The organism is Nocardioides sp. Root682 (assembly GCF_001427795.1).
Lineage (GTDB): Bacteria > Actinomycetota > Actinomycetes > Propionibacteriales > Nocardioidaceae > Nocardioides.
Map to the genome: position 1 here is coordinate 12,517 of NZ_LMHJ01000001.1, position 23,313 is coordinate 35,829.

Below are 23,313 nucleotides of genomic sequence, written 5' to 3' on the forward strand. Positions count from 1 at the left end.
CTTACCGCAGCCGCATCGTCGGCCCCGAATCGCCCTCCCTCAGCGGAAGTCGCGCGATGACTGGCGGGCCTGGAGGGCTGCCCCTGCCCCGGGCAGGACGGTGTCGATCGACTCGATCCGGTCGGCGATCAGGTTGGTGACGCCGTCCTCGCGTTCGAGGCGGCCGCGGATCACCACGGCGACCTTGTTGCGTGCTGCTTGCCGGTGCACCCGCATCACACCCGGAGAGCAGACCACGTTGAGCATCCCGGTCTCGTCCTCGAGGTTGAGGAAGGTGATTCCGCTGGCGGTGCCGGGGCGTTGGCGGTGGGTGATCAGCCCAGCCACGTGCACCCGTCGGCCGGCTTCAGCAGTGGGCAACTCCCCCACTGCCCTGATCCCGGCTGCGGTGAGGACCTCCCGGTAGTGCTGGATCGGGTGCACGTCCGTGGAGATCCGGGTCGCCCACAGGTCCGCGAGGGTCACCTCCATCGGGCTCATTCCCGGCAGGGTCGGCGGCCCGGGCGCGGGCGTGCTCCCCGGCAGCTGGTCGTCGTTCTCGGCGTAGCCGGCCATCCACAGCGCCTGGCGGCGATCCAGCCCGAGGCCGTCGAAGGCACCAGCCGTGGCCAGCGCCTCGAGCTGGGCGGCAGTCAGCCCGGCCCGGCGAGAGAGGTCCAGCAGGTCGTCGTACGGCGCCTCCTCCCGCACCGCGACGATGCGTGCCGCGACCTCGCTCCCGATCCCCTTCACGGCATCCAGTCCCAGCCGCACGGCCAGCCCGGCGTCGTACCGCAGCTCGTCCGTGCCACTCGGCTCGCAGGGCTCCATGCCGGCCTGGGCGCCGGACAGCGCGATGTCGGGGCGGCGTACCTCGACGCCGTGGCGGCGGGCATCGGCGACCAGCGACTGCGGCGAGTAGAAGCCCATCGGCTGGTTGCGGAGCAGTCCGGCGAGGAACACCGCGGGGTAGCGCAGCTTGAACCACGACGAGGCATAGACGAGCAGCGCGAAGCTGAGGGCGTGCGACTCGGCGAAGCCGAAGCCCGCAAACGACAGGATCTTCACGTAGATCCCGTCGGCGACGTCGCCGACGATGCCCTTGCGCTCCATACCGGCATAGAGGGTGTCCTTGACCCGTTCGATCCGCTCGACCCCGCGCTTGGAACCCATCGCACGGCGCAACAGGTCGGCGTCGTCGCGGGTGCAGTCGCCGAGGACGACCGCCATCTGCATCAGCTGCTCCTGGAAGAGGGGTACGCCGAGGGTGCGCTCCAGCACCGGAATCAGCAACGGGTGCTCGTAGGTCACCGGCTCGCGTCCGGTCTTGCGGCGGATGAAGGGATGGACGGCGCCGCCCTGGATCGGACCGGGCCGGATCAGCGCGATCTCGATCGCGAGGTCGTAGAAGGAGCGCGGCTTGAGCCGCGGGAGGGTGCCGATCTGGGCGCGTGACTCGACCTGGAAGACACCGATCGAGTCGGCGCGACCGAGCATGTCGTAGACCTCCGGCTCCTCCTTCGGGATCGTCTCGAAGGTCCAACGGGTGCCGAGGTGTTCCTCGACCAGGCGCATCATGTGGTCGAGCGCACCGAGCATCCCGAGGCCGAGCAGGTCGAACTTCACCAACCCCATCGACTCGCAGCCGTCCTTGTCCCACTGCAGCACGGTCCGGTTGGGCATCCGCGCCTTCTCGATCGGACACACCTCGCCGATCGGCCGTTCCGTCAGCACCATCCCGCCCGAGTGGATGCCGAGGTGTCGGGGCGCGCCCATCAGCTCCTCGGCGAGCGAGACCACCTGGGCTGGGATCCCGAGGCCCTTCTCGACCTCACTCCCCCACCCGTCGATCGACTTCGACCAGGCGTCCTGCTGGCCCGCCGAGAAGCCGAGCGCCTTCGCGGCATCGCGCACCGCCATCCGCGGGCGGTAGCTGATGACGTTGCAGACCTGCGCGGCGTTGCGACGTCCGTAGGTCTCGTAGACCCACTGGATGACCTCCTCGCGCCGGTCGGAATCGAAGTCGACGTCGATGTCGGGCTCCTCCTCGCGGTGCTCGGAGATGAACCGCTCGAACGGGAGGTTGAAGAAGACCGAGTCGATCGCAGTGATCCCCAGCGCGTAGCAGACCGCCGAGCTCGCCGCCGATCCCCTGCCCTGGCAGAGGATCCGTTCGCGTCGGGCGAACGCGACGATGTCGTGGACGATGATGAAGTAGCCCGCGAAGTCCTTGCGGTTGATGACGTCGAGCTCCTTCTCGATCCGCTCCCTGGCCGCCGCTGCGTGCGGCAGGTGTGCGTAGCGATTCGCGAACCCGCGCTCGGTCAGCTCCCGCAGCCACGTGCTCTGCGTGTGCCCCTCGGGAATCCCCTGCTTCGGCAGCCGTGGCGAAGCCTTGCGGAGGTCGAAGGCCAGTTCTTCAGCGAGTACGACGGAACGGTGCACCGCATCCGGACGGTGGGCGAAGCGGCGGAGCATCTCCTCGCCGCTGCGCAGGTGGGCGCCACCGGAGAGGTCCAGCCAGCCGTCGAGCTCGGCGATGCTGCGCCTGGCCCGGACTGCCGCCATCGCCGCCGCCAGGCGCCGTTTCTCCGGGGTCGCGTGGTGCACGTTGCCGGTCGCCACGACCGGAATGCCGCGGTGGTCGGCGATCCGGGCGAGCAGGTCGTTGGTCTCGTCGGCGCCGGGATGATCGCTGACGATCAGCTCCATCACCACGTGGTCGCGCCCGAACCGGTCGACCAGGTCGTCGAGTGCGGCTGCCGCCAGGGTCGGCCCACCGGCGGCGAGCGCCTTCCTGACCGATCCCTTGCGACACCCGGTCAGGATCAACCAGTGGCCGCGGCCGCGTTCGGCGAGCTCGTCGAGATCATGCGCCGGGCTGCCCTTCTCCGGCGCACGGAGTCCTGCCTCGGTGATCGCACCGGAAAGTCGGTGGTAGCCCTCCACGCCGCGCGCGAGCACCAGCAGGTGACTGCCGGCCGGGTCGGGTACGCCGTTCTGCGTCGCGTGGATGCCGAGGGTGAGCTCGGCGCCGTACACGGTGGGGAGGGCGTAGTCCGTGCCCGCCTCCGCGAACAGCGGCGCACCGGCGAACCCGTCGTGGTCGGTGAGGGCCAGCCCGGACAGGCCCAGCCGGGTCGCCTCCTTGACCAGGTCACCGGGTGAGCTTGCCCCGTCCAGGAAGCTGAAGTGGCTGTGGCAGTGGAGCTCTGCGTACGGCGTCGCCTGCTCTGGTCGCGTGATCCGCTCGGGCTCCGCGCGCGGTTGCTTGCGCCGTGAGACCGGCGCTTCCATCGCCGGCGCACGGCCGGACAACCGGCGCTCGAGCTCGCTCCACGGGACCGGTGGGTTGTTCCAGCCCATGACGTGTCGTCAGGCCACGAGTCCGTAGCGGCCGGGGCCGATCTGGACGTAGCGGGGTTCGCGCCAACCGGGCGGGGCCGGTGCGGTCGAGGTGTAACGGTGGCCGGTCGGGGTGATGGTCTCGACCTGATGTCGCTCCTGCCGGTCAGAGACGACGTGTTGTTGCCAGCCAGGTGCTTGTTTGGCGTGGTTGCAGGCCTCACACAGGCCTTGACCGTTGTCGGTCGAGGTCTCACCACCCTGATCGGCGGGGTGGATGTGGTCGTTGTGCCGGATCGGGGCATCGCAAAACGGAGTGGCACAGATCCCGCCACCACGCGCCGCGAGGAACTCGGCCATCGCCCGCGAGTGCAGGCGCTGCTTGCTGCTCATCGACACCAACCGCCCCAGACGATTGCGGTACAGGCACCGGAACCACGCAATGACATCAGAGTCAGCGACACCTGCGATCAGGTTCCGCGCGACCTCGGCCGGAATCACCTCACCAGCGACACCATCAGCCGAGACCTCCGCCGGGCCATGGCCACCAGCCATCGACTCGTCCGACACCACGACGTTCACGGTGACCGGCACCGCCGGCGCCGTCTTGGGAGTCCCCGTGTCCGCCACCCCGGTGAGCCGGGCCAACAGCAGGTCCGACATCAACTGACCCAACGACCGCGGATCACCCGCGGCCCGTGCCGCCTCAGCATCCTTGCGCAACGACGCATAGGCCGACACCGCCTGCGCGACCGGCATCAGACCACTCAGGTACGCCATCGTGTCCGGCGCCGGACGCACCGTGACGTTGCGGTCCGCCTCCGCCCGCCGCGCCCGTCGTACAACAGCGGCGGGATCGAGCTCGGCCACCATCCGCTTGACCCTGCCGATCAGCTCACGGGTCCCGACACCCTCCAGCCCGGCAGGATCAGCGCAGATCTCCTCGTCGACGAACATCCGGTGCTCGACCACCAGACAGGCCGTCTCCCGAGCAAGCAACGTCGCCCGGAACTCACTCAGGCTGCCGTCGCGGAGCCGAGCCAGGGTGTGCGGCATCTCGGTGCGCAACACCTTCGCCAGACCCAGAAGCACCTGCCCCCGGTGCGGCGACTCGCGGCGCGCCAACCCGATCTCCGCAGCCACCCCACGCCCCTGACGAGCCGCCGGCACCCCAGCCGCTGCCTGGGCCGAACGCCGCTTCGCGTCGTACGCCACCGCCGCATCCGCCTGCACCGCACACGCAGCCGACTTCAGATCCTCAAGCGAGGCGATCAGGTCGATCTGACCTTCAGCGCCCTCCGGCAAGGCGCCGTCAGCAAGCAGCGCGCAGAATGCCTGCACCTGCTCAGCAGTGACGGGGACGGCTTCCATGGACCGAGTTTACTCGAACAGTTGTTCGAACGCAAGGACGTCGCGGCCCACTACGCATCGGTTGACCACTTCGTCAATCGCATCCCTCGTGATCGATCGACGCGCCAGGCGTCGGAGCACAACCCGCCTCACCAAGACCTTTGCCACTCCCATCCAGGCGTCCAGCACGATGGGGCGAAACTCGATCGGGAGCTCATCGAAGATCTCGACCAACAGACATACCTCGTCAGTCAGCTGACGCAATTTGTCTTCCACAAGACGTCGGAACTGTCGATTTCCATCGCCACCCGGACAGCCGAATACGAGCGGTGGAATCAGGTTGCGTTCTCTGGGCTCCAACATGTCGACGACGCTACGAACGCACCCAGACAACGGGAGGTGCCACGACGAACCACTGTGGACAACGGCGTGGACCACGTGACCTGTGGACTACCAGTGGACATTCGTTTCACCCCCGCAGGACCTTCTCCATCGCCTTCCCCTTGGCCAGCTCGTCGACCAGCTTGTCCAGGTAGCGGATCTTCTGCATCAAGGGGTCCTCGATCTCCTGGACCTTGATCCCGCACACCACACCGGTGATCAACGAGGCAGCAGGGTTCAGTCGAGCGGCAGCAAAGAAGTCCTCGAAAGTCGTCTCAGCAGCCAGGTGCGCCTTCAGCGCTGCCTCGTCGAAACCGGTCAGCCACTCGATCACCTGGTGCAGCTCGTCGACGGTGCGGCCCTTCTTCTCCACCTTGGCCACGTAGTGCGGGTAGACCGACGCGAAGCTGACGGTGAAGATCCTGTGCATCCACAGGAGGCTAGCGCTTCGCGTCCGGGCACCTCGGCGCCGTACGGTGTGCACCGTGAAGGCTCTGCTGCTCGAAAACATCCACCCCGCCGCCGTCGAGGTCCTCGAGGGCCGCGGCTACCAGGTGGAGGTGCAGTCCGGGGCGATGTCGGAGGACGAGCTCCTCGCCGCGCTCGTCGACGTCGACCTGCTGGGCATCCGCTCCAACACGACCATCACCACCCGGGTCCTGCGCGAAGCCCAGGGCCTCAAGGCCATCGGCTGCTTCTGCATCGGCACCTCCCAGGTCGACCTCGTCACGGCAGCCGAGCTCGGCATCGGCGTGTTCAACGCGCCGTACTCCAACACGCGCAGCGTCGTGGAGCTGGTGATCGGCGAGATCATCGCCCTCGCCCGTCGCCTGCCGGAGAAGATCCAGCGGATGCACGACGGCGAGTGGGACAAGTCGGCCCGCGGCAGTCACGAGGTCCGTGGCCGCACGATCGGCATCGTCGGGTACGGCAACATCGGCACCCAGCTCTCGACGGTGGCCGAAGCGCTCGGGATGAGCGTGGTCTTCTACGACAACGCCGACCGCCCGGCCCACGGCAATGCCCGCCGGGTCCGGACCCTGACCGAGCTGCTCCAGGTCGCCGACGTCGTCAGCCTCCACGTCGACGGGAGGCCGGGCAACGCCGGCTTCTTCGGCGCCGCCGAGTTCGCCGCCATGAAGCCGCGGGCCCTGTTCATCAATGCCTCGCGCGGCATGGTGGTGGACTACGACGCCCTGCGTGACCGGCTCGAGTCGGGCGACATCGCGGGCGCGGCCGTCGACGTCTTCCCCACCGAGCCGAAGGCCCAGGGCGACCCGTTCGACTCCGTGCTGCGTGGCCTCGACAACGTGATCCTGACGCCCCACATCGGTGGCTCCACCCAGGAGGCCCAGGAGGAGATCGGCTGGTTCGTCGCCGAGAAGCTCACCAAGTTCGCGCTGGAGGGGAGCACCGCACTGTCGGTCAACCTGCCCCCGGTGCAGCCCCCGGCCCTCACTGCCGGCCACCGCCTCGGCTTCCTGCACCACAACGTCGCGGGCGTCCTGGCCGAGCTGAACGCCGCCTTCGCCGATGCTGGCGACAACGTCATCGACCAGCACCTCTCCACCAGGGACCACCTCGGGTACGTCGTCAGCGACACGTCGGAGCCGCTGTCGGCCGAGACGCTGGAGATCCTGAGCCGCTCCGGGCACTGTGTCTGGGCGCGTACCTGGTAGCTCCGGCGACCTAGTCGATGCCCGCGGCCCGATCCAGCTCCTGCAGGAGCTCGTGGGCTGCGATCTCGACCTGCTTGTGGCGCCATTCGGAGGCGCGGTAGACGCAGGCGATCAGCCCGGAACGATGGATCCGGCGGAGGTCGCCGTACACGAAGGCGTGGCGCGCCTTGGTCTCGTCGTTCGCGCCCACGGTCAGGCCGAGGTGCCAGGCGGCGTACTCGTCCCACGAGTGGCGCTCGAGGAAGGCATTCTCGTCGTCCGCGGAGGGCTGCACCTCACCCCAGTCGCTGTCCAGGACGTACTGCCGGGCAGCGATCATGGCGCGGGCCTTGTCGACCGCTGCATCGTTCACTTCGTAACGAGCCATGCCCTCCAGCGTGGCACATCTACGTGACAGGCTGCCGGAGGATCGTTCGCAACTTCGCTGGCTCCACCCGCCGCGGATCACTGAGATAGATCTCGTGGTGCTTGCCCGTCATCGCGAACCCGGCCGCAGGAATGAAGTCGTCATGCATCGCGGCAAGGACAGGAGCCTCGTCGTCGTACGACCCGACATGGAGGGTCTGCACACACGTTCCCTCGTGCAAGGTCTCCAGTCGCACCTTGTCCAGAGCGGGCGGGCTGCCCTTGCGACGAACCTCTGCGACTGCGGCCTCGAAGTGCTCGCCGGTGATCCAGTCGGGCGTCAGGATCATCGCGATCCAGTCCCACTGCGACTTGTCCCGCACCGAGGTGAACGACGCCATGTCCTCGGCCCACCACAACGCCTCGAGCGGCATCACGACGTAGTCCCTGCCGAGCTGCACCTTGCTGGCGAACTTGAGCTTGTAGGCCACCGGATACAGGGCAGCGATCGCGTCGGCGTACTCCTGTGCAGTGTTCGGGTCACCGTGGCCGTCCACCATCAGGTACTGCTGCACCGGGACGTCGACGACGCGGAACTCTCCTGCGCGCGCCCGGTAGGAGTCGAGCTCCCGCTTCAGGTCGAGCTTCATGTCGGACCCCCGGATAACCATTGGCACGTGACGGCGCCTCGGACGCACACTAGCCAACTGTGCCGCGACGACCCGGCCGCGCACGACAACCGTCCCGACGCACTCACAAAAGGTGGTGACACATGACTGATATCGACGCGATCGACCTCCTCACGGAGGCTCCGAAGCCTGCCCTCCGAGCCCTGGCCGACGCCATCGACCGCGAGTTCGAGCGGCGTGACCCGGTCCTGCCCACCCCTTACGAGTACGCCGCGAAGGCGCTCGGTGTCGACACCACCGAGCTCGTCGTGCTCAGCGAGGCGCCGTCGCCGCCGGCCGCACACTCCGTCGGGCGCTGGCTGCACGACGCGCAGGCGCGCTGGACCCTCGACCACGTCGGCGCCGGACCGAGCCGCCCGGCCATCACGGAGACCGTGCCAGGCGCCGACGGTGACGTGCAGGCCTTCTCCGCCGCGATGGTCGTGCTGCCGGCCGGAACCCTGGCCGCCGTACCGGTCGTGATCAGGATCGCCTCAGACCGCTTCGGGCCCGACGTGGAGCTGATGGGGCGGGCCCAGGACGGCGGACTGCTTCCCGAGCTGTTCGAGGGCTTCCTCCGGACCTGCCGCACCACCGGGTCGCCGTACCGCCGCGGTGCCTACCGGGTCAGCTCGAACAACGCCGGACTGGTGCTGCAGCGCTGGACGACTCCCCCGGCGTCCCGTGACCTGCTGAAGCTGGACGACTCGGTCTGGCGCACGGTGGACCGCCGCGTGCACCGCGTCCTGGAGCTCGCCGACGACCTGGAGGCGCGCGGTCTCGGCACCAGCACGGGACTCCTCCTGGTCGGCCCGCCCGGCACCGGGAAGACACAGCTCGGCACCGTCGTGGCCAGCGAGCTCCTCGGTACGACGACCGTGCTGGTCCCGGGCACCTACGTCACCGAGCACTACCTCACCGAGCTGTTCGACCTCGCCGCCGACCTGTCCCCCTGCCTGATCCTGATGGATGACCTCGACCTGATCGCCGGCGAACGCGGCCAGACCAACCCGCACCGGCTGCGGGAGTTCCTCAACGTCATGGACGGCGGCCTGGCCGACCGGACAGGCGTGGTGGTGATCGCGTCCACCAACGACCACCGCAAGATCGACAAGGCGGCGCGGCGTTCCTCGCGCTTCGACACCGTCATCAAGATGGAGCCGCCCAACCTCGAAGGGCGACGGGCGATCCTCGGGCGCTACCTCGTCTGGTGCGACGCAGACCTGGACCTGGACGCCGTGGCCCGGGCGACCGGCGGTGCAACGGGCGCAGACCTCAAGGAGCTCGTACGCGCCGCCGTGCTCGAGACGGCAGACGACGTCACCACCGCTGCGCTGCTCACCCAGGCCACCACTGGCCCCTGGCGTGCGGCCGCTCCGGCGGCGGGCCACTACCTCTGAGGATCAGCTCTTCAAGGAGCGGTCGATCTCGGCGAGCAGGCTCGTGCGGCCCTTGCCGGTGGCCTCGCGGGCCCGGACCTGGCGCAGCTCCGCAGGGGTGAGGGCGGCGAGCAGCGGGCGGATCTTCGCGATGCTGAGGTCGGCGAGGTCAGGGATCGGGTCGTGCTGCACGACGGTCAGCTTCGCGTCCGCAGCACCGGCCTTCGCCTTGCCCTTCTTGCCCGTCTTGCCCAGCTTGTCCTTGCCCTTCTTGCCCGGCTTCTGACCCTTGCCCTTGCGCACCGTGTCGACGAGCTTGTTGGCGGTCGCCATCACCGGAGCGGCTGCTGTCGACAGGCCTGCCTCGAGGTTCTTGCGGGTCTCGACGCGCACCGTCTCCAGGACCTCCAGCAGCGCGTGCGTGTAGGCCTTGCTGGTGCTGACGAGCTGATCGATCAGCTTGTCCGCGTCGGTGCGACTCAGCGATCCACGCGAGACCAGGTCGTCGACGACGTCCTGCAGCCGGGTCATCTGGATGGTGACGCTGTGCTCGAGCGCACCGCGAAGAGCCTTGAGATTCTTTGCACCTGGGATCAGGTCCGAGTTCTTCTTCGCCATGGGGAGCCTCCTGCGGTCGATTGCTCCGCAGCGTAGACCTGTCCGAGGACGCGACGCGAGCATCAGTCGTACGCCGCCTCGACCTCCCACACCCCGCTGCCAACGCCTGAGCTCCACTTCAACAACCACGCACGTCCGTCGACCCCGACGACCTGGAAGCGCGCAGCCCGCCCACCCGAGCCGACGCCCACCCACCAGGACTCGTCCACCGGCCAGGGGCCGGCCCAGGACGCCACCGGCATCCGCTGGAGCGCACGACGACCGGAGGACGGGCCGATCCTGAACTGCCACGGCTCTCCTGTCACCACGCCCCGGCTCGTCACCGCGACCACCGCTCCCGCCTCATCGACCACCTCCGCCTCGAGCGGATCGGCGAACACCCGGGTCGGTGCCGGTCCGGGGATCCGGCCCGGCCACGGCCGGTCCACCGGTCGCAGTCCGGTCGCCCGCTCTCCCCACGGCACCATCGCCTGCCGGTCGGCCGCACCTCGGCCACCCTGGAGGACGGGGACCCGGACGGCGTCGTACCCGACCATGGCCTGGACGCGCGCGACCCCGCGGACGACCTGGTCGTCGGCGCCACCGCCCCACAGGCCGTCGGCATGGTCACCAGCCGGTTCGACGACGTCGGGCAGGAAGCGCAGCAACGTGACCGGGGCGCTGATCGTCGCGCCGAGGGACTTACGACTGCGCAGACCGGATCCCGCCATCCCGGCCTGGAGCTGCCAGTGCACCCGGTCGACGAGATCGCGGGAGGTGAAGCAACGGGGGTGCAGCCAGGTCCGGGCCGACACGGCCGTGCCGACGGACCCGACCGGTTCGAACTCCGCCTCGATCCGCACGCCCGTCGCCACGAGCTGCCGGCCTGCCAGTCCGGCGATGAACCGCTCGGCCGTCGTCCGCACGCTGAACGCGGCCGCCTCCGCCGAGTCGAGCGGAGGCTCGAAGGAGATCTCGCACCTCAGCTCGGGCGGTGGGGTGCGGGAGGCGAGACGGGCTGTCTCCGCTCCCTGCACCCGACGCCAGACCTCCACACCGTAGGCGCCGAACCGGTTGCTGATCTCGCCGGCGGCGAGCGCCGCGAAGTCGCCCAGCAGCACCAGCCCCAGCCGTCGCAGCAGGTCGGCGAGCTCGGCACCTTCGGGACCGTCGTCGGCCAGCACCGTCACCGGCTGGCCACGCAGGAACGCCGCCGACTCCCCCGGCGCGACGACGAAGCAGTCCTGGGGCGTCGCCTGCCGTGCCGCCCGTTCAGCGGTGTAGAGGTCATCGGCGACACCGAACCGGCAGTCCCACACCCCCACGCCCACCAGGTGCTCGGCCAGCAGCGCCGCAGCCGACTGCTCCCCGCCCACCCCGGACCGGGCGAAGTAGCGTCCCGGCGCCGGCACGGCCAGCAGTCCCGGCCGGATCGGCGCGACCCCCGGCCTGATCTCCTCGACAGAGGCCAGCACCGGCTCGAACCAGCGGGCGTCACGGTCAGGGTTGGCCGCCAGGAGCACCACGTCGGGACACCGCGCCTGGGCATCGCGACGCCGCTGGCCGCGTCGTACTCCTTCCGCACGGGCGGCGGCGTTGCAGACCACCACCTTGTTGTTCGCGAGTACGACGGCGGGCGCTGTGGTCTCGACGTTCTCGACCGACGGGGAGCTGCCGTCGGCGAGCTCCAGCATCCCGGCCGTCACCGACCAGTCGGGGCACCAGACCACCATGATCCGCATCAGCCGGCCCGCATCATCCACATCGTCCGCATCAGGCCAGCACCACCGCAGAGCGCCCGATGACCCCGGCACCACGGCGCGCGACGATCTCGACGCGCCGTTCCCGCAAACGCCCGCGCCCGTGCCCGATGCCTTCCCAGGTGGTCTGCTCGGACGAGAGCCGCGCGTCGCAGCGTGGCCAGTCACCCTGGACCACCAGCACGCCGGAACGGGCGCGGAGGCGGGCGTCGAGGATCGAGGCGGACTTGGCGTCGACCACACCGGTCGGACGCAGCACGACCACCTTCAGCACGTCGACGAGCGCGGCGGTGACCTCCAGCCAGTGCTCACCGGGCGAGGGCACCAGCACGGTGCGGGACAACGCGATCCCGTGCTGCTGCGCGGCCTCGACCCCGAAGTCGTCCCAGCCAGCGAAGCCGACCCACTCACCGGCCTGTGAGGCTCCGGCAGCCAGCGCCATCCCGAGGGTGGCGGAGTCGACGCCGTAGACCCCGCCGGTGCGCAGCTGCACCAGTCCGTCGAACATGGCCAGGGTCGGGACCGTCAGCCGGGTCGGACCACCCTGCAGCGCCTGGATCCGCCCCCGCAGCTGCTCGATCCGCGCATGCGGGTCGACCTCAGGGACAAGAACCGCAGCGTGACTCACTCACCCATGTTCGAACATTTGTTCGAACGATGCAAGTGCGCGCCTCAGGTGCGCTTGCGCTTCTCCCGGGCCTGCACCTTCATCTCGATCGGCGTACCGACGAAGCCGAACTCCTCACGCAACCGGCGCTCGATGAAGCGCAGGTAGCCCGCGTCGAGCTGGCCGGAGGTGAACAGCTTGAAGGTCGGCGGCGCGGACTGCACCTGGCTGCCGAACAGGATGCGCGGCTGCTTGCCGCCACGCACCGGGTGCGGGTGCTCGGCGACGATCCGGCCGAGGAATGCGTTGAACGCACCGGTCGTGATCCGGGTCTCCCAGCCCTCGATCGCCTTCTCCAGCGCCGGCACCAGCCGGTCGATGTGCCAGCCGGTCAGGGCGGTCAGGTTGATCCGCGGCGCCCACAGCACCTGGACCAGGTCGCGCTCGATCTCGCGGTCGAGGAAGTAGCGTCGCTCGGCGTCGACCTTGTCCCACTTGTTGAAGGCGATGACGAGCGCCTTGCCGGCCTCACGCACCTCCTGGAGGATCCGCATGTCCTGCTCGGCGACCGATTCGCTGCCGTCGAGGACCAGCACGCAGACCTCGGCCCGCTCGATGGCGGTCGAGGTGCGCAGCCAGGCGTAGTACTCGTGCCCCGAGGCCTCCTTGACGCGCTTGCGGATGCCGGCGGTGTCGATGAAGCGCCAGGACTTGCCGCCCATGTCCACGATCTCGTCGACGGGGTCGACGGTCGTGCCGGCGACGTTGTCGACGACGGAGCGCTCCTCGCCCGCGAGCTTGTTCAGCAGCGAGGACTTGCCGACGTTGGGGCGACCGACGATCGCGATCCGGCGCGGTCCGCCGATGACCTCGTCGCCAGCCTCAGGCGCCGGGGGAAGCACCTCCAGCACGGCGTCCAGCAGGTCGCCCGAGCCACGACCGTGCAGCGCCGAGACCATGTGCGGCTCGCCGAGGCCGAGGTTCCACAGGCCGAAGGCCTGGGCCTCCGCCCGCTCGTCATCGACCTTGTTGGCCACCAGGACGACCTTCTTGTCGGCCCGGCGCAGCACACGCACGACCGCCTCGTCGGCGTCGGTGATGCCGATCGTCGCGTCGACCACGAAGAGCACCGCGTCCGCGAGTCCGACCGCGATCTCGGCCTGCGCACGGATCCGCTCGGCCATGCCGCGGGCGTCGGGGTCCCAGCCGCCGGTGTCGACCAGCGTGAAGGCCCGGCCGTTCCACTCGGCGTCGTAGGACACCCGGTCACGGGTCACGCCGGGGATGTCCTGCACGACCGCTTCGCGGCGGCCGATGATCCGGTTGACCAGCGTGGACTTGCCGACGTTCGGCCGGCCCACGACCGCGAGAACGGGGACGGTGCCCACCGATCGGACGGCATCGTCCGTCGGGTCGCCCTCGGGCGTCAGTTCGTCTTCACTCATCACGGTCTCCTTGCGGGAGCGGACCGGGCAGGGTCCGCCCTGTTTCGTCGAGGGCATCAGCGAGCCCGCTGCGCATGTGCGCACGCAGAGCGGCCGACGTCAGACGTACATGGTCTCGCGTCCGAGGCCAAGGCACCGCATCGACGGCCATCGGGTGTCCCACGACGATGTCGATCCGGGTCCCCTTCGCGGGCAGCGAGCCGCTCGAACCGCCCGGTTCGCGGGTCCCGAGGAAGGTCAGGGGTACGACGGGAGCGCCGGTCACGAGCGCCAGGTACGCCGCCCCGGAGTGGAAGTGCGCGTCGAAATTGCCGGTCCCACGGGTGCCTTCCGGGAAGACACCGACCGCGTGCCCGCTCCGCAGGACGTTGACCGCGGTCCGGATCGCAGCCGGGTCGTAGTTGAAGCGGTCCAGCCTGATCTGGCCGGCGCGGCGCAGGAACCCGCCGAGAGGCCCCTTGAACATCTCCCGCTTGGTCAGTGCATGCACCGGCCGGGGCGCGAAGATCGACATCAGCGGACCGTCGATCAGTCCGACGTGGTTGCCCGCCACGACCACCGGCCCCGTCGCAGGGAAGCGCTCGGGATGGAGCACGCGGACGTCGTACCGACGGCGGATCAGCCAGGCCGACGCGGGCCTGGCCCGCACCAGCAGCCAGCGCGGCGGGGTCTGGACGACGTCGCTGTTCAAACTCGCTCCGTCACCAGCCCCACCACCAGGTCGACGACCTCGTCGAGCGTCAGGTCGGTGGAGTCGATGTGGATGGCGCCGTCGGCCATGGTGAGCGGGGCCACCGCGCGTCCCGAGTCGATCTTGTCCCGGGCGAGCAGGGATTCCCGGGTCGCAGCGACATCAGCACCGCCCGCTTCGAGGGCCCGACGCGTGGCCCGCGCGGAGGGGTCCGCGGTGAGGTAGATCTTGACCTCGGCCTCGGGCCAGACGACCGAGCCGATGTCGCGTCCCTCGACCACGATGCCGCCGGCACCGACGATCTCGCGCTGGAGGTCGACCAGTCGCGACCGCACCTCGGGCACCGTGCTGACCGGGGAGACGGCGCCGTTGACCACGTCGCTACGGATCTCGACCGACACGTCGACACCGTCAACGGTGATGGTCGGGTGGAGCGGGTCGGTGCCGGACTCCAGGACCGGGGTCAGCGCCGCGGCCGCCACCGCTGCCGCGTCGAGCACGTCCACGCCGTTGTCCAGCATCCACCAGGTGATGGCGCGGTACTGCGCCCCGGTGTCGAGGTAGCGCAGGCCGAGGCGGTCGGCGACGGCCCGGCAGGTGCTGGACTTCCCCGAACCCGAGGTGCCGTCGACCGCCACGACCACGGTCTGGCCGGCGGAAAGGTCTGCATCGATGGGGACGTTCACGGCCCGCAGACTACCGGTGAGTCACCCAGCCCTTCGACTCCAGAGCGACCCTCAGCTCCTCAGCGCGCGTCTCGATGACGTCGAGCTCGACCAGTCCGACGGGGCGTCCGGGGTCGTGATCGATCCGGACGTCCTCGATGTTGACCTCGCTCGCGCCCGCGTCGGCGAACAGCCGGGCGAGCTCTCCGGGGTGGTCGGGAACAGCGACCCGAACCGCTTCCATCGGCTGCGGCGCAGCGCCGTGCTTGCCCGGAATGGCGCGTGTGCCCGCCTGACCGTAGGCCAGCAGCGACTCGAGCCCGACCCGGTCCTTGCCGGCGACAGCCTCCAGCACGAGGTCGAGTCGATCACGGACCTCGCTCAGCAGCGCAGCCACCGCTTCGGCGTTGCCGCCGATGATCTGGCTGTAGAGCCGCGGGTCCCCGCCAGCCACCCGCGTGACATCGCGCACACCGGTGCCGGAAAGGGCCAGATGAGCCGGTGTGGCGCCGGCCAGGGTGCCGGCGACGAGGGCTGCCATCAGGTGCGGGACGTGCGAGGTGCGGGCCACGGCACGGTCGTGCTCCTCGGGCGGCAGGTGCACCGGGACCGCGCCGCACACGCGCACCAGCGCCTCGACGACGTGGACCGCGGTCGGCGTCGCGTCCGGGCCGGGCGTGATCGCCCACGGGCGGCCGTCGAACATGGCCGCGCTCGCCGAGAGCGGCCCGGAGTGCTCGGTGCCCGCCATCGGATGGCTGCCGACGTAGCGGCCGACGGCGCGATGGCCCGCCACTGCGTCGAGCGGCGCACCCTTCACACTGCCGACATCGGTGACGACCGTGTCCGGTCCAGCGGCATCGAGGGTCGCACGGATCGCGGCACCCAGCGCGTCCGGCGGTACGGCGACCACGACCAGCTGCGGGACGTCATCTGCCTCCCGTGGGCGGCCGGCGCCGAGCCCGGACGCGGTCCGGACATGGTCGGGCGCGGCATCGCTCAACAGCACCTCGAGACCGGCGCGGCGGCAGGCCAGCGCGATCGAGGTGCCGATCAGGCCGGTGCCGATGATCTCGACGGGGCCGGTCAGCGTCGTCATCAGAGTCCGACCAGGTCGAGGAGCTCTCCGAGCTCGTCGTCACTGAGCTCACGCGTCGTGCCACTGGCCAGCGTGCCCAGCTCGATCGGTCCGAACTTCGTGCGGCTCAGCTGCCGCACGGGGTGTCCGACCTGGTCGAGCAGACGTCGCACGATCCGGTTGCGCCCCTCGTGGATGACCAGCTCGATGATCGAGCGGTCCGCGGTCGCGGCGAGGATCCGCGCACGCCGTACCTCCACCGGACCGTCGTCGAGGGTCACTCCGGCGAGCAGGTCCGCGACCGTGTTCTTCGCGATCCGGCCGGTCACCTCGGCGACGTAGGTCTTCTCCACCTCGAACGACGGATGCGCCATCCGGTGGGCGAAGTCACCGTCGTTGGTCAGCATCAGCAACCCGGAGGTGTCGGTGTCGAGGCGGCCGACGTGGAACAACCGCAGCGCGGGATCGGCCGCCAGGACGTCAGCGAGCACGTCGGTCAGCGTCGAACGGCCCTGCGGGTCCGACATCGTCGAGACGACTCCGCGCGGCTTGTTCAGCACCAGGTACATCTGGTCGGACACGGGCGGCAGCCGCTTCCCCGACACCTTGATCACCGCCGTACGCGGATCGACCTTGGTGCCGAGACGGGTGACGACCTCGCCGTCGACCTCCACCTCGCCGTCGAGCATCAGTTCCTCGCACTTGCGGCGCGAGGCGACGCCCGAGGTGGCAAGAAGCTTCTGGAGGCGGATCAGGCCGTCCTCGTCGACCGCGATGTCACGCGCCATCGGGCTCGACCTCCGTCGTGTTGGGGACATCTGCGGCCTGCGCCGACGCCAGCTCGTCCTCGAGCTCGGAGAGGTCGGGCAGGTGGGGCGCCAGGTCGGGCAGCTCGTCGATCGAGACGATGCCGATCCGCTCCAGGAAGTACGACGTCGTGCGGTAGAGCGTCGCGCCGTGCTCGCCGTCCTGACCGGCCTCCTCGACCAGCCCACGGCTGATCAAGGTGCGCATCACCCCGTCGACGTTGACACCTCGCACCGCGGAGACGCGGGCGCGCGACACCGGCTGCTGGTACGCCACGACCGCGAGGGTCTCCAGCGCGGCCTGGGTCAGCCGGGCCTGCTGGCCCTCGAGCACGAAGCCCTCGACGACCTGGGCGTACTCCTCGCGGGTGTAGAACCGCCAGCCACCCGCGACATTGCGCAGCTCGAAGCCACGACCCTGCTCGTCGTACTCGGCAGCGAGGGCAGCCAGAGCGGCCGCCACCTCGGCAGCCGGGTAGCTCACGGCGGTGGCGAGGATGAGCTCGTCGAGTGGCTGGTCAGCCACCATCAGTACCGCCTCCAGCGCGGGGCGCAACGCCGCGAACGGCACCGGCAGTGCTTCTTCGACCTGGTCAGTCATCTGTGTTCTCCTCGGGGCCCTGCTGTTCAGGGCCCTTCTCCTCGGTGCCCGGATCCTCGGGTGGGGGCGCGCCGTCGAACTCGTCAGTGATGAGCTCATCCACGTCGACCGTGTCGTCGCCGGTCCAGCGCACGGTCAGCTCGCCCAGCGGCGTCATCTGGTCGAACGCCACGACACCTTCACGGAACAGCTCCAGCAGCGACAGGAACCGCGCCACGGTGGTGAGGGTGTCAGGTGAATCGCCGCACAGGGCGCGGAAGGTCATCGTCCCGCTGCGTCGCAGCCGGTCCATGACGACGGCCGCCTGCTCGCGCACGCTGACCGTCGGGGCGTGGATGTGCTGGAGGTTCAGCTGCAGCTCGGGCCGCGGCTGCATCGCCTTCGCCGCGAGCGCGGCGAACTGGTCGAGGCCGATCCCGATCAGCACCTCCGGCAGCAGGCTCGCGAACCGGTCCTCCAGGCCCACGGCGCGGGGGTAGCGGCGCGACTCCTCCTGCAACCGGCGATCCATCAGTGCGGCCACCTGCTTGTAGGCCCGGTACTGCAGCAACCGGGCGAACAGCAGGTCGCGGGCCTCGAGCAGCGCGAGGTCCTCCTCGTCCTCGACGTCGCCCTGCGGGAGCAGGCGCGCCGCCTTCAGGTCGAGCAGGGTCGCCGCGACGAGGAGGAAGGAGGTGGTCTCCTCGAGGTCGCCGTCATCGGGCAGCCGCTTGATGTGCGCGATGAACTCGACAGTGACCTCAGCCAGCGCGATCTCGGTGACGTCGAGCTTGTGCTTGGAGATCAGGCTCAGCAGCAGGTCGAAGGGACCTTCGAAGTTCGCCAGACGAAGCTCGAACCCACCGGCCGTCTCGCTCACCTCGGGCGAATCTGCCTCACTCACACCTGCATCATGACTCACGCAGGCGCCTGACCAGCGCGGAGTCCTCTCCCCCGGACTCGAGCTCGGCGAGGACCAGGTGCAGGGCCTCCCGAACGATCCGTCCGCGATCCACGGCCAGGCCGTGCTCGCCGCGCAGCGTGAGCCGGGCCTTCTCCAGGTCCATCAGCTCGGTGGCGGTGACGTAGACGGTGATCTTCTCGTCGTGCCGGACCCGGCCACTGGGTGCCTTCTGGGGCGCTTCGTCGGTGGTCCCGATCGACTGGGGTGCGTCGGGGACGGCGCGAACCTTGCCCCGACCCGGTCGTGTGCCCTCCTCACCGGCGGTCGGACGGAAGAGGTCGTCGGCCGTCGGCAGGCTCACACGTCGAGACACCGCAGCGCCACCTCCTTCGCCAGCTGGCGATAGGCCTCGGCGCCCGAGGAGCCCGAGGCGTAGGAGGTGATCGGCTCGCCGGCCACGGTCGAGTCGGAGAACTTCACGGTACGGCGGATGACGGTGTGGAACACCTGGTCACCCCAAGCCGACACGAGCCGCTCGAGGACCTCGCGACCGTGCAGGGTGCGACCGTCGAACATCGTGCCGAGCACGCCGTCGACCTCGAGAGCCGGGTTGAGGCGCTCCTTGACCTTGTCGATCGTCTGCTTGAGCAGCGCGACGCCGCGCAGCGCGAAGTACTCGCACTCCAGCGGCACGATCACGCCGTGCGAGGCCGTGAGCGCGTTGACCGTGAGCAGGCCGAGCGAGGGCTGGCAGTCGATCAGGATGACGTCGTACCGCGCCAGGGCAGGCGCCAGCACCCGCTGCAGGGTCTGCTCGCGGGCCACTTCGTGCACCAGTTGCACCTCGGCGGCCGACAGGTCGATGTTGGAGGGCAGCAGGTCCATGCCGGGGACGCCGGAGGGCACCACCACGTCGTCGATGGTGGTCTGGCGGTCCATCAGCAGGTTGTAGACCGTGTGGTCCATCTCGTGCGGGTTGAGCCCGAGACCGACGGACAGGGAGCCCTGCGGGTCGAAGTCGACGAGCAGCACCTTGCGACCGAACTCGGCCAGCGCAGCGCCGAGGTTGATCGTGGTCGTCGTCTTGCCGACGCCACCCTTCTGGTTGCACATCGCGATCACGCGCGCAGGGCCGTGCTCGGTGACCGGCTTCGGCGTCGGCAGCACCGGCATCATGCGCCCCGTGGGACCGAGCTTGCCCGTGGACTCCAGCACCGGGGAGACGCGCGTCATCGCGGTCTCCACGGGGAAGTCGATGGGGAACTGCAACGTCGTTGCCTCGGCATCATCGTTGCCCGTACCGAGCGGGATGTCGCTTCCCGATGCCGGGATGCGCGTCCTCGGCGGCATGTCGGGTGCACTGGAACCTCCGTAGAAACCGACCATTGCCCTCACCTTTGTGTCATCTGCGGTTGCGGGCCCCTTCCCCAGGGCCCGGGACTCCCCCAGTCAACAATGTCGACACGGCGACATTGGGGAGACTCGCCGCAGCGATCGGCGCCGGTCGGTTGGCGGGTCAAAGGGCCGGTCAGTCAGCCGGTCGGTCAGCCGGTGAGGCAGTGCGCCTCGAGGGTGCGTACGACGGCCTCGCCGGCCTCGTCGCTGGCGGACAGGTCGACCTCGGCGACGATCACCCAGTCGTGGTTGCCCTCCGGGTCGTGCAGGGTCTGCGTGGCCACCCACCGACCCGGCTGCTTGTCCACGGAGAGCAACGCGGGTCCGCGCGCGTCGCCGTCGGTGAGCAGGCGACGGTGCTCGGCGAAGTAGTCCTCGATCGCCTCATCCCAGGCCTTCTCACCGAACTCGCTGCCGGACGCGGCCTCGAGCGCGGCGAGGCCGGGTACGTCGTCGCGCGCGAACAGCTCGACGCGCCGCCACATCGCGTTGCGGACCATCACCTCGAAGACACGGCCCTGCTGGCTGAGCGGACGCGGCGGGGGCGGCGGCTCGCCGTGCGCGACGGTCGACGGGATGTGGTCGGGGTGGTTGAGCGCTTCCCACTCGTCGAGGAGCGAGGAGTCGACCTGGCGGACCGTCTCGCCCAGCCACTCGACCAGCAGCTCGAACTCGTCGGTGCGCACCGCGTCGGGCACGCTGTGCCGCAGCGCGCGGTAGGCGTCGGTGAGGTAGCGCAGGATCAGTCCCTCGGACCGGGCGATCTGGTAGCGCGAGACCAGGTCGGTGAAGCCCATCCCCTGTTCCCACATCTCGCGGACGACGGACTTGGGAGCCAGCGCGTCCGGCGGGAGCCACGGGTGGCGTTCGCGATAGGTCTCGAACAAGGGCTCGAGCAGCTCGCCGAGCGGCTCGGGCCAGGTGATCTGCTCGACCAGCACCATTCGCTCGTCGTACTCGACACCGTCGGCCTTGAGCGCGGCGATCGCGTCTCCACGCGCGGCATGTCGCTGGGCGAACAGCAGCGGGCGCGGCGCCTCCAGCGTCGCCTCCATGACGGAGATGACGTCGAGCATGAAGTCCGGGCTCTCGGGATCCAGGACGTCGAGCACCGCAAGGGCGAAGTGGGACAGTGGCTGGTTGAGGGCGAAGTCCTCGGGCAGCGCCTCGGTCAGCACGTAGCGGCGTCCGAACCCGTCGATCTCGTCGAGCCGCGTCAGCACCTCCGAGGTGACCAGGCTGCGCGCCAGCCGGACGGCCCTCTTGGCCAGGCGCAGCTGGGTACGCCGCTCCTCGTGGTTGTCCATCAGCAGCCGACGCAGGACCACGAACGCGTCCTCGTCACGGGAGAGGACGTTGACGAGCATCCCGTTGTCGACCTTCATCTGCGACTTGAGCGGCTCGGGCTTGCCCTCGACCAGCCGGGTGAAGGTCTGCTCGCTCCAGACCACGGTGCCCTCGGGCGGCTTGCGCAGCTGCGCCTTGGACTTGCGCTTGGCCTGCTTCTCGACGCTCATCGCGGCGTTCTTCGCGGCTGCCTTCGCCTTGGCCTTCTCGTTCTCGATCACGTGCTCGGGCGCCTGTACGACGACGTAGCCCGCCGTGTCGAACCCGGCACGCCCCGCGCGGCCGGCGATCTGGAGGAACTCGCGCGTGCGCAGCACCCGCTGGCGGGTGCCGTCGAACTTCGCCAGTCCGGTGAACAGAACCGTGCGGATCGGCACGTTGATGCCGACCCCGAGGGTGTCGGTGCCGCAGATGACGGTGAGCAGGCCCGCCTGCGCGAGCTGCTCGACGAGGCGGCGGTAGCGCGGCAGCATCCCGGCGTGGTGCACGCCGATCCCCTGGCGCAGCAGCTTGTTGAGGATCTTGCCGAAGCCGGCGGCGAACCGCACGCCTGCGATCCGCTCGGCGATCTGTTCCTTGCGGTCCTTGGGCAGCACCGTGTCGAGGCGCCCGGGTCCGGCCAGCAGGGAGACGGCGTGCTCGACCGCCGCAGCCTGGGTGAAGTGCACGACGTACACTGGCCCCTGACCCGTGGTGACCAGCTCCTCGAGGGTCTCGCCCATCGGGTCCAGGGACCAGCTGAAGTTCAGGGGAACCGGGCGTTCGGCCTCGTCGACGACCGCGGTGTCGCGCCCGTTGCGGCGCGTCATGTCGGCAGCCAGCTCGGTCACGTCGCCGAGGGTGGCGGACATCAGGAGGAATTGCGCCCGCGGGAGCTCGATGAGCGGCACCTGCCATGCCCAGCCACGTCCGGGTTCGCCGTAGAAGTGGAACTCGTCCATCACGACCATGCCGACGTCGGCGGCCTCGCCCTCACGCAGGGCGATGTTGGCGAGCACCTCGGCGGTGCAGCAGATGATCGGTGCATCGGCGTTCACGGAGACGTCGCCGGTCAGCATCCCGACGTCTGCGGCGCCGAAGATCTCGACCAGGTCGAAGAACTTCTCGCTCACCAATGCCTTGATGGGTGCGGTGTAGAAGGTCACCCGGTCGTCGGCGAGCGCGGCCATCGCCGCTCCCATGGCCACGAGCGACTTCCCCGACCCGGTGGGGGTCGCGAGGATGACGTTCTCGCCGGACAACAGCGAGAGGAGCGCCTCCTCCTGGTGTGGGTAGAGCGTCAGGCCCTGCCCTTCGGCGTACGCAAGGATCCGGTCGTAGGCCGCATCGGTGTTGCCCGAAGAGCCCGATGAACCCGGTGAATCAGCCATGTCGGGCCCGGGGATGCGCGGTGGCGAAGACCTCGCGCAGGTTGTCGACGGTGACCAGCGTGTAGACCTGTGTCGTCGTCACCGACGCATGTCCGAGGAGCTCCTGCACGACGCGCACGTCCGCACCGCCGTCGAGCAAGTGGGTCGCGAACGAGTGACGCAGGGTGTGCGGCGAGACGTCGCGGGTCACCCCGGCCCGCTCGGCTGCCTTCACCAGCACCGTCCACGCCGACTGCCGGGACAGGCGCCCACCACGGGAGTTGAGGAACAGCGCGGCATGCGAGCTGCCCGCGTTGGTCGAGCTCGTCGAGACCAGCGCGGGCCGCCCGCGGACGAGATAGGCCGCCACGGCAGAGCGCGCGTAGGAACCCACGGGAACCAGCCGCTCCTTGCCGCCCTTGCCACGCAGCAGGACCGTCTCAGGGTCTGCCACGTCATCGACGTCCAGGCCGACGGCCTCCGAGATCCGCGCTCCGGTGCCGTACAGGAGCTCGAGCAGCGCCCGGTCGCGCAGCGCCAGCGGGGTGCCCGGTGCGCCCGCGGCTTCGAGGATCGCCTCGACGTCGGACAGCGGGAGCGCCTTGGGCAGTCGCTTCGCGGGCGTCGGGGGCTTCACGGCGGCGGCAGGGTCGAGCGTGGCGAGTCCGTCGGCGACGGCGAACTTGTGGAAGCCCCGCACGGCCACGACGGTGCGTGCGGCCGAGGCCGCGCCGAGCGGCGGGTGGTCGCCGCTGCCTTCCCGCAACCGGATGAGGAATTCCGAGACCGTTGCCTCGGTGATCTGGTCGAGTCCGTCGATCCCGGCGCCGGCAAGGTGCTCGCGATAGCGCCGGAGGTCGCGGCGGTAGGAGGTCAGCGTGTTGAGGGCCAGACCCTTCTCGACGGTGAGGTGGTCCAGATAGGTGCGGACCGCTCGGTCCACCGCATCCGCCGCACTCACCC

Annotated in this window: 22 protein-coding genes; 2 read left to right on the top strand and 20 right to left on the bottom strand. The window is 69.7% G+C overall.

What is annotated here, in order from left to right; genetic code table 11:
* Positions 1–39 precede the first annotated feature (39 nt).
* From ASD84_RS00105 to ASD84_RS00120, 4 genes are all read right to left on the bottom strand, one after another.
* Entirely contained in the window at positions 40–3,345 is a 3,306-nt protein-coding gene (locus tag ASD84_RS00105; protein WP_056705352.1) for an error-prone DNA polymerase, read from the bottom strand.
* 9 nt (positions 3,346–3,354) lie between these two features.
* Positions 3,355–4,695, bottom strand: a complete 1,341-nt coding sequence (locus ASD84_RS25950) for an HNH endonuclease (protein WP_056705354.1) — start codon at positions 4,693–4,695, stop codon at positions 3,355–3,357.
* Between the two features lie 9 nt (positions 4,696–4,704).
* A complete protein-coding gene (locus ASD84_RS00115; protein ID WP_156392320.1) occupies positions 4,705–5,037 on the bottom strand; it encodes a hypothetical protein in 333 nt (110 codons plus the stop codon).
* Between the two features lie 106 nt (positions 5,038–5,143).
* The gene (locus tag ASD84_RS00120) at positions 5,144–5,485 is read right to left on the bottom strand and encodes a DUF2200 domain-containing protein (RefSeq protein WP_056705359.1); all 342 of its coding nucleotides are present in this window, start codon (positions 5,483–5,485) and stop codon (positions 5,144–5,146) included.
* A gap of 55 nt (positions 5,486–5,540) precedes the next feature.
* Here ASD84_RS00120 and serA point away from each other — a divergent pair, with 55 nt between their 5' ends.
* Positions 5,541–6,734 carry a phosphoglycerate dehydrogenase gene (serA, locus tag ASD84_RS00125; RefSeq protein WP_056705361.1) on the top strand — a complete coding sequence of 398 codons (1,194 nt, stop codon included), beginning with the start codon at positions 5,541–5,543 and terminating at the stop codon, positions 6,732–6,734.
* A gap of 10 nt (positions 6,735–6,744) precedes the next feature.
* On the opposite strand, the gene ASD84_RS00130 is transcribed toward serA, so the two are convergent.
* Together ASD84_RS00130 and ASD84_RS00135 are read right to left on the bottom strand one after the other, a co-directional pair.
* A complete protein-coding gene (locus ASD84_RS00130; protein ID WP_056705364.1) occupies positions 6,745–7,101 on the bottom strand; it encodes a hypothetical protein in 357 nt (118 codons plus the stop codon).
* A 19-nt stretch (positions 7,102–7,120) separates the two neighbouring features.
* Positions 7,121–7,729, bottom strand: a complete 609-nt coding sequence (locus tag ASD84_RS00135; RefSeq protein ID WP_082574288.1) for a GyrI-like domain-containing protein — start codon at positions 7,727–7,729, stop codon at positions 7,121–7,123.
* 122 nt (positions 7,730–7,851) lie between these two features.
* Here ASD84_RS00135 and ASD84_RS00140 point away from each other — a divergent pair, with 122 nt between their 5' ends.
* Complete coding sequence (locus ASD84_RS00140; protein WP_056705370.1) at positions 7,852–9,147, top strand: AAA family ATPase; 1,296 nt, start codon at positions 7,852–7,854, stop codon at positions 9,145–9,147.
* A 3-nt stretch (positions 9,148–9,150) separates the two neighbouring features.
* Here the strand turns inward: ASD84_RS00140 and ASD84_RS00145 are convergent, their stop codons facing one another.
* The 14 genes from ASD84_RS00145 to ASD84_RS00210 form a co-directional block, all read right to left on the bottom strand.
* Complete coding sequence (locus tag ASD84_RS00145) at positions 9,151–9,744, bottom strand: hypothetical protein (protein WP_056705372.1); 594 nt, start codon at positions 9,742–9,744, stop codon at positions 9,151–9,153.
* A 62-nt stretch (positions 9,745–9,806) separates the two neighbouring features.
* A complete protein-coding gene (locus tag ASD84_RS00150) occupies positions 9,807–11,486 on the bottom strand; it encodes a DNA polymerase Y family protein (RefSeq protein ID WP_235531259.1) in 1,680 nt (559 codons plus the stop codon).
* A 10-nt stretch (positions 11,487–11,496) separates the two neighbouring features.
* The gene (locus ASD84_RS00155; RefSeq protein ID WP_056705380.1) at positions 11,497–12,111 is read right to left on the bottom strand and encodes a hypothetical protein; all 615 of its coding nucleotides are present in this window, start codon (positions 12,109–12,111) and stop codon (positions 11,497–11,499) included.
* Between the two features lie 44 nt (positions 12,112–12,155).
* Positions 12,156–13,535 carry a ribosome biogenesis GTPase Der gene (der, locus tag ASD84_RS00160; protein ID WP_056705383.1) on the bottom strand — a complete coding sequence of 460 codons (1,380 nt, stop codon included), beginning with the start codon at positions 13,533–13,535 and terminating at the stop codon, positions 12,156–12,158.
* A complete protein-coding gene (locus tag ASD84_RS00165; protein WP_056705386.1) occupies positions 13,528–14,226 on the bottom strand; it encodes a lysophospholipid acyltransferase family protein in 699 nt (232 codons plus the stop codon). Before ASD84_RS00165 ends, der begins: the two co-directional genes overlap by 8 nt.
* Positions 14,223–14,912: a (d)CMP kinase gene (cmk, locus tag ASD84_RS00170; RefSeq protein ID WP_235531260.1), complete on the bottom strand. Its 690-nt coding sequence runs from the start codon at positions 14,910–14,912 to the stop codon at positions 14,223–14,225. Before cmk ends, ASD84_RS00165 begins: the two co-directional genes overlap by 4 nt.
* A 10-nt stretch (positions 14,913–14,922) precedes the next feature.
* A complete protein-coding gene (locus tag ASD84_RS00175; RefSeq protein ID WP_056705392.1) occupies positions 14,923–15,990 on the bottom strand; it encodes a prephenate dehydrogenase in 1,068 nt (355 codons plus the stop codon).
* Positions 15,990–16,757 carry a pseudouridine synthase gene (locus tag ASD84_RS00180; RefSeq protein ID WP_056705395.1) on the bottom strand — a complete coding sequence of 256 codons (768 nt, stop codon included), beginning with the start codon at positions 16,755–16,757 and terminating at the stop codon, positions 15,990–15,992. Before ASD84_RS00180 ends, ASD84_RS00175 begins: the two co-directional genes overlap by 1 nt.
* Positions 16,747–17,376: an SMC-Scp complex subunit ScpB gene (gene scpB / locus ASD84_RS00185; protein WP_056705398.1), complete on the bottom strand. Its 630-nt coding sequence runs from the start codon at positions 17,374–17,376 to the stop codon at positions 16,747–16,749. The genes ASD84_RS00180 and scpB overlap by 11 nt, the downstream gene beginning before the upstream one ends.
* A complete protein-coding gene (locus ASD84_RS00190) occupies positions 17,369–18,259 on the bottom strand; it encodes a segregation and condensation protein A (RefSeq protein WP_056705401.1) in 891 nt (296 codons plus the stop codon). The genes scpB and ASD84_RS00190 overlap by 8 nt, the downstream gene beginning before the upstream one ends.
* A gap of 7 nt (positions 18,260–18,266) precedes the next feature.
* Positions 18,267–18,632, bottom strand: a complete 366-nt coding sequence (locus tag ASD84_RS00195) for a hypothetical protein (RefSeq protein WP_056705404.1) — start codon at positions 18,630–18,632, stop codon at positions 18,267–18,269.
* Positions 18,617–19,492 carry a ParA family protein gene (locus ASD84_RS00200; protein ID WP_235531264.1) on the bottom strand — a complete coding sequence of 292 codons (876 nt, stop codon included), beginning with the start codon at positions 19,490–19,492 and terminating at the stop codon, positions 18,617–18,619. Before ASD84_RS00200 ends, ASD84_RS00195 begins: the two co-directional genes overlap by 16 nt.
* Positions 19,493–19,803: 311 nt before the next feature.
* A complete protein-coding gene (locus tag ASD84_RS00205; protein WP_056705407.1) occupies positions 19,804–22,371 on the bottom strand; it encodes a DEAD/DEAH box helicase in 2,568 nt (855 codons plus the stop codon).
* Positions 22,364–23,311, bottom strand: a complete 948-nt coding sequence (locus ASD84_RS00210; protein ID WP_056705410.1) for a site-specific tyrosine recombinase XerD — start codon at positions 23,309–23,311, stop codon at positions 22,364–22,366. Before ASD84_RS00210 ends, ASD84_RS00205 begins: the two co-directional genes overlap by 8 nt.
* Between the last annotated feature and the right edge of the window lie 2 nt (positions 23,312–23,313).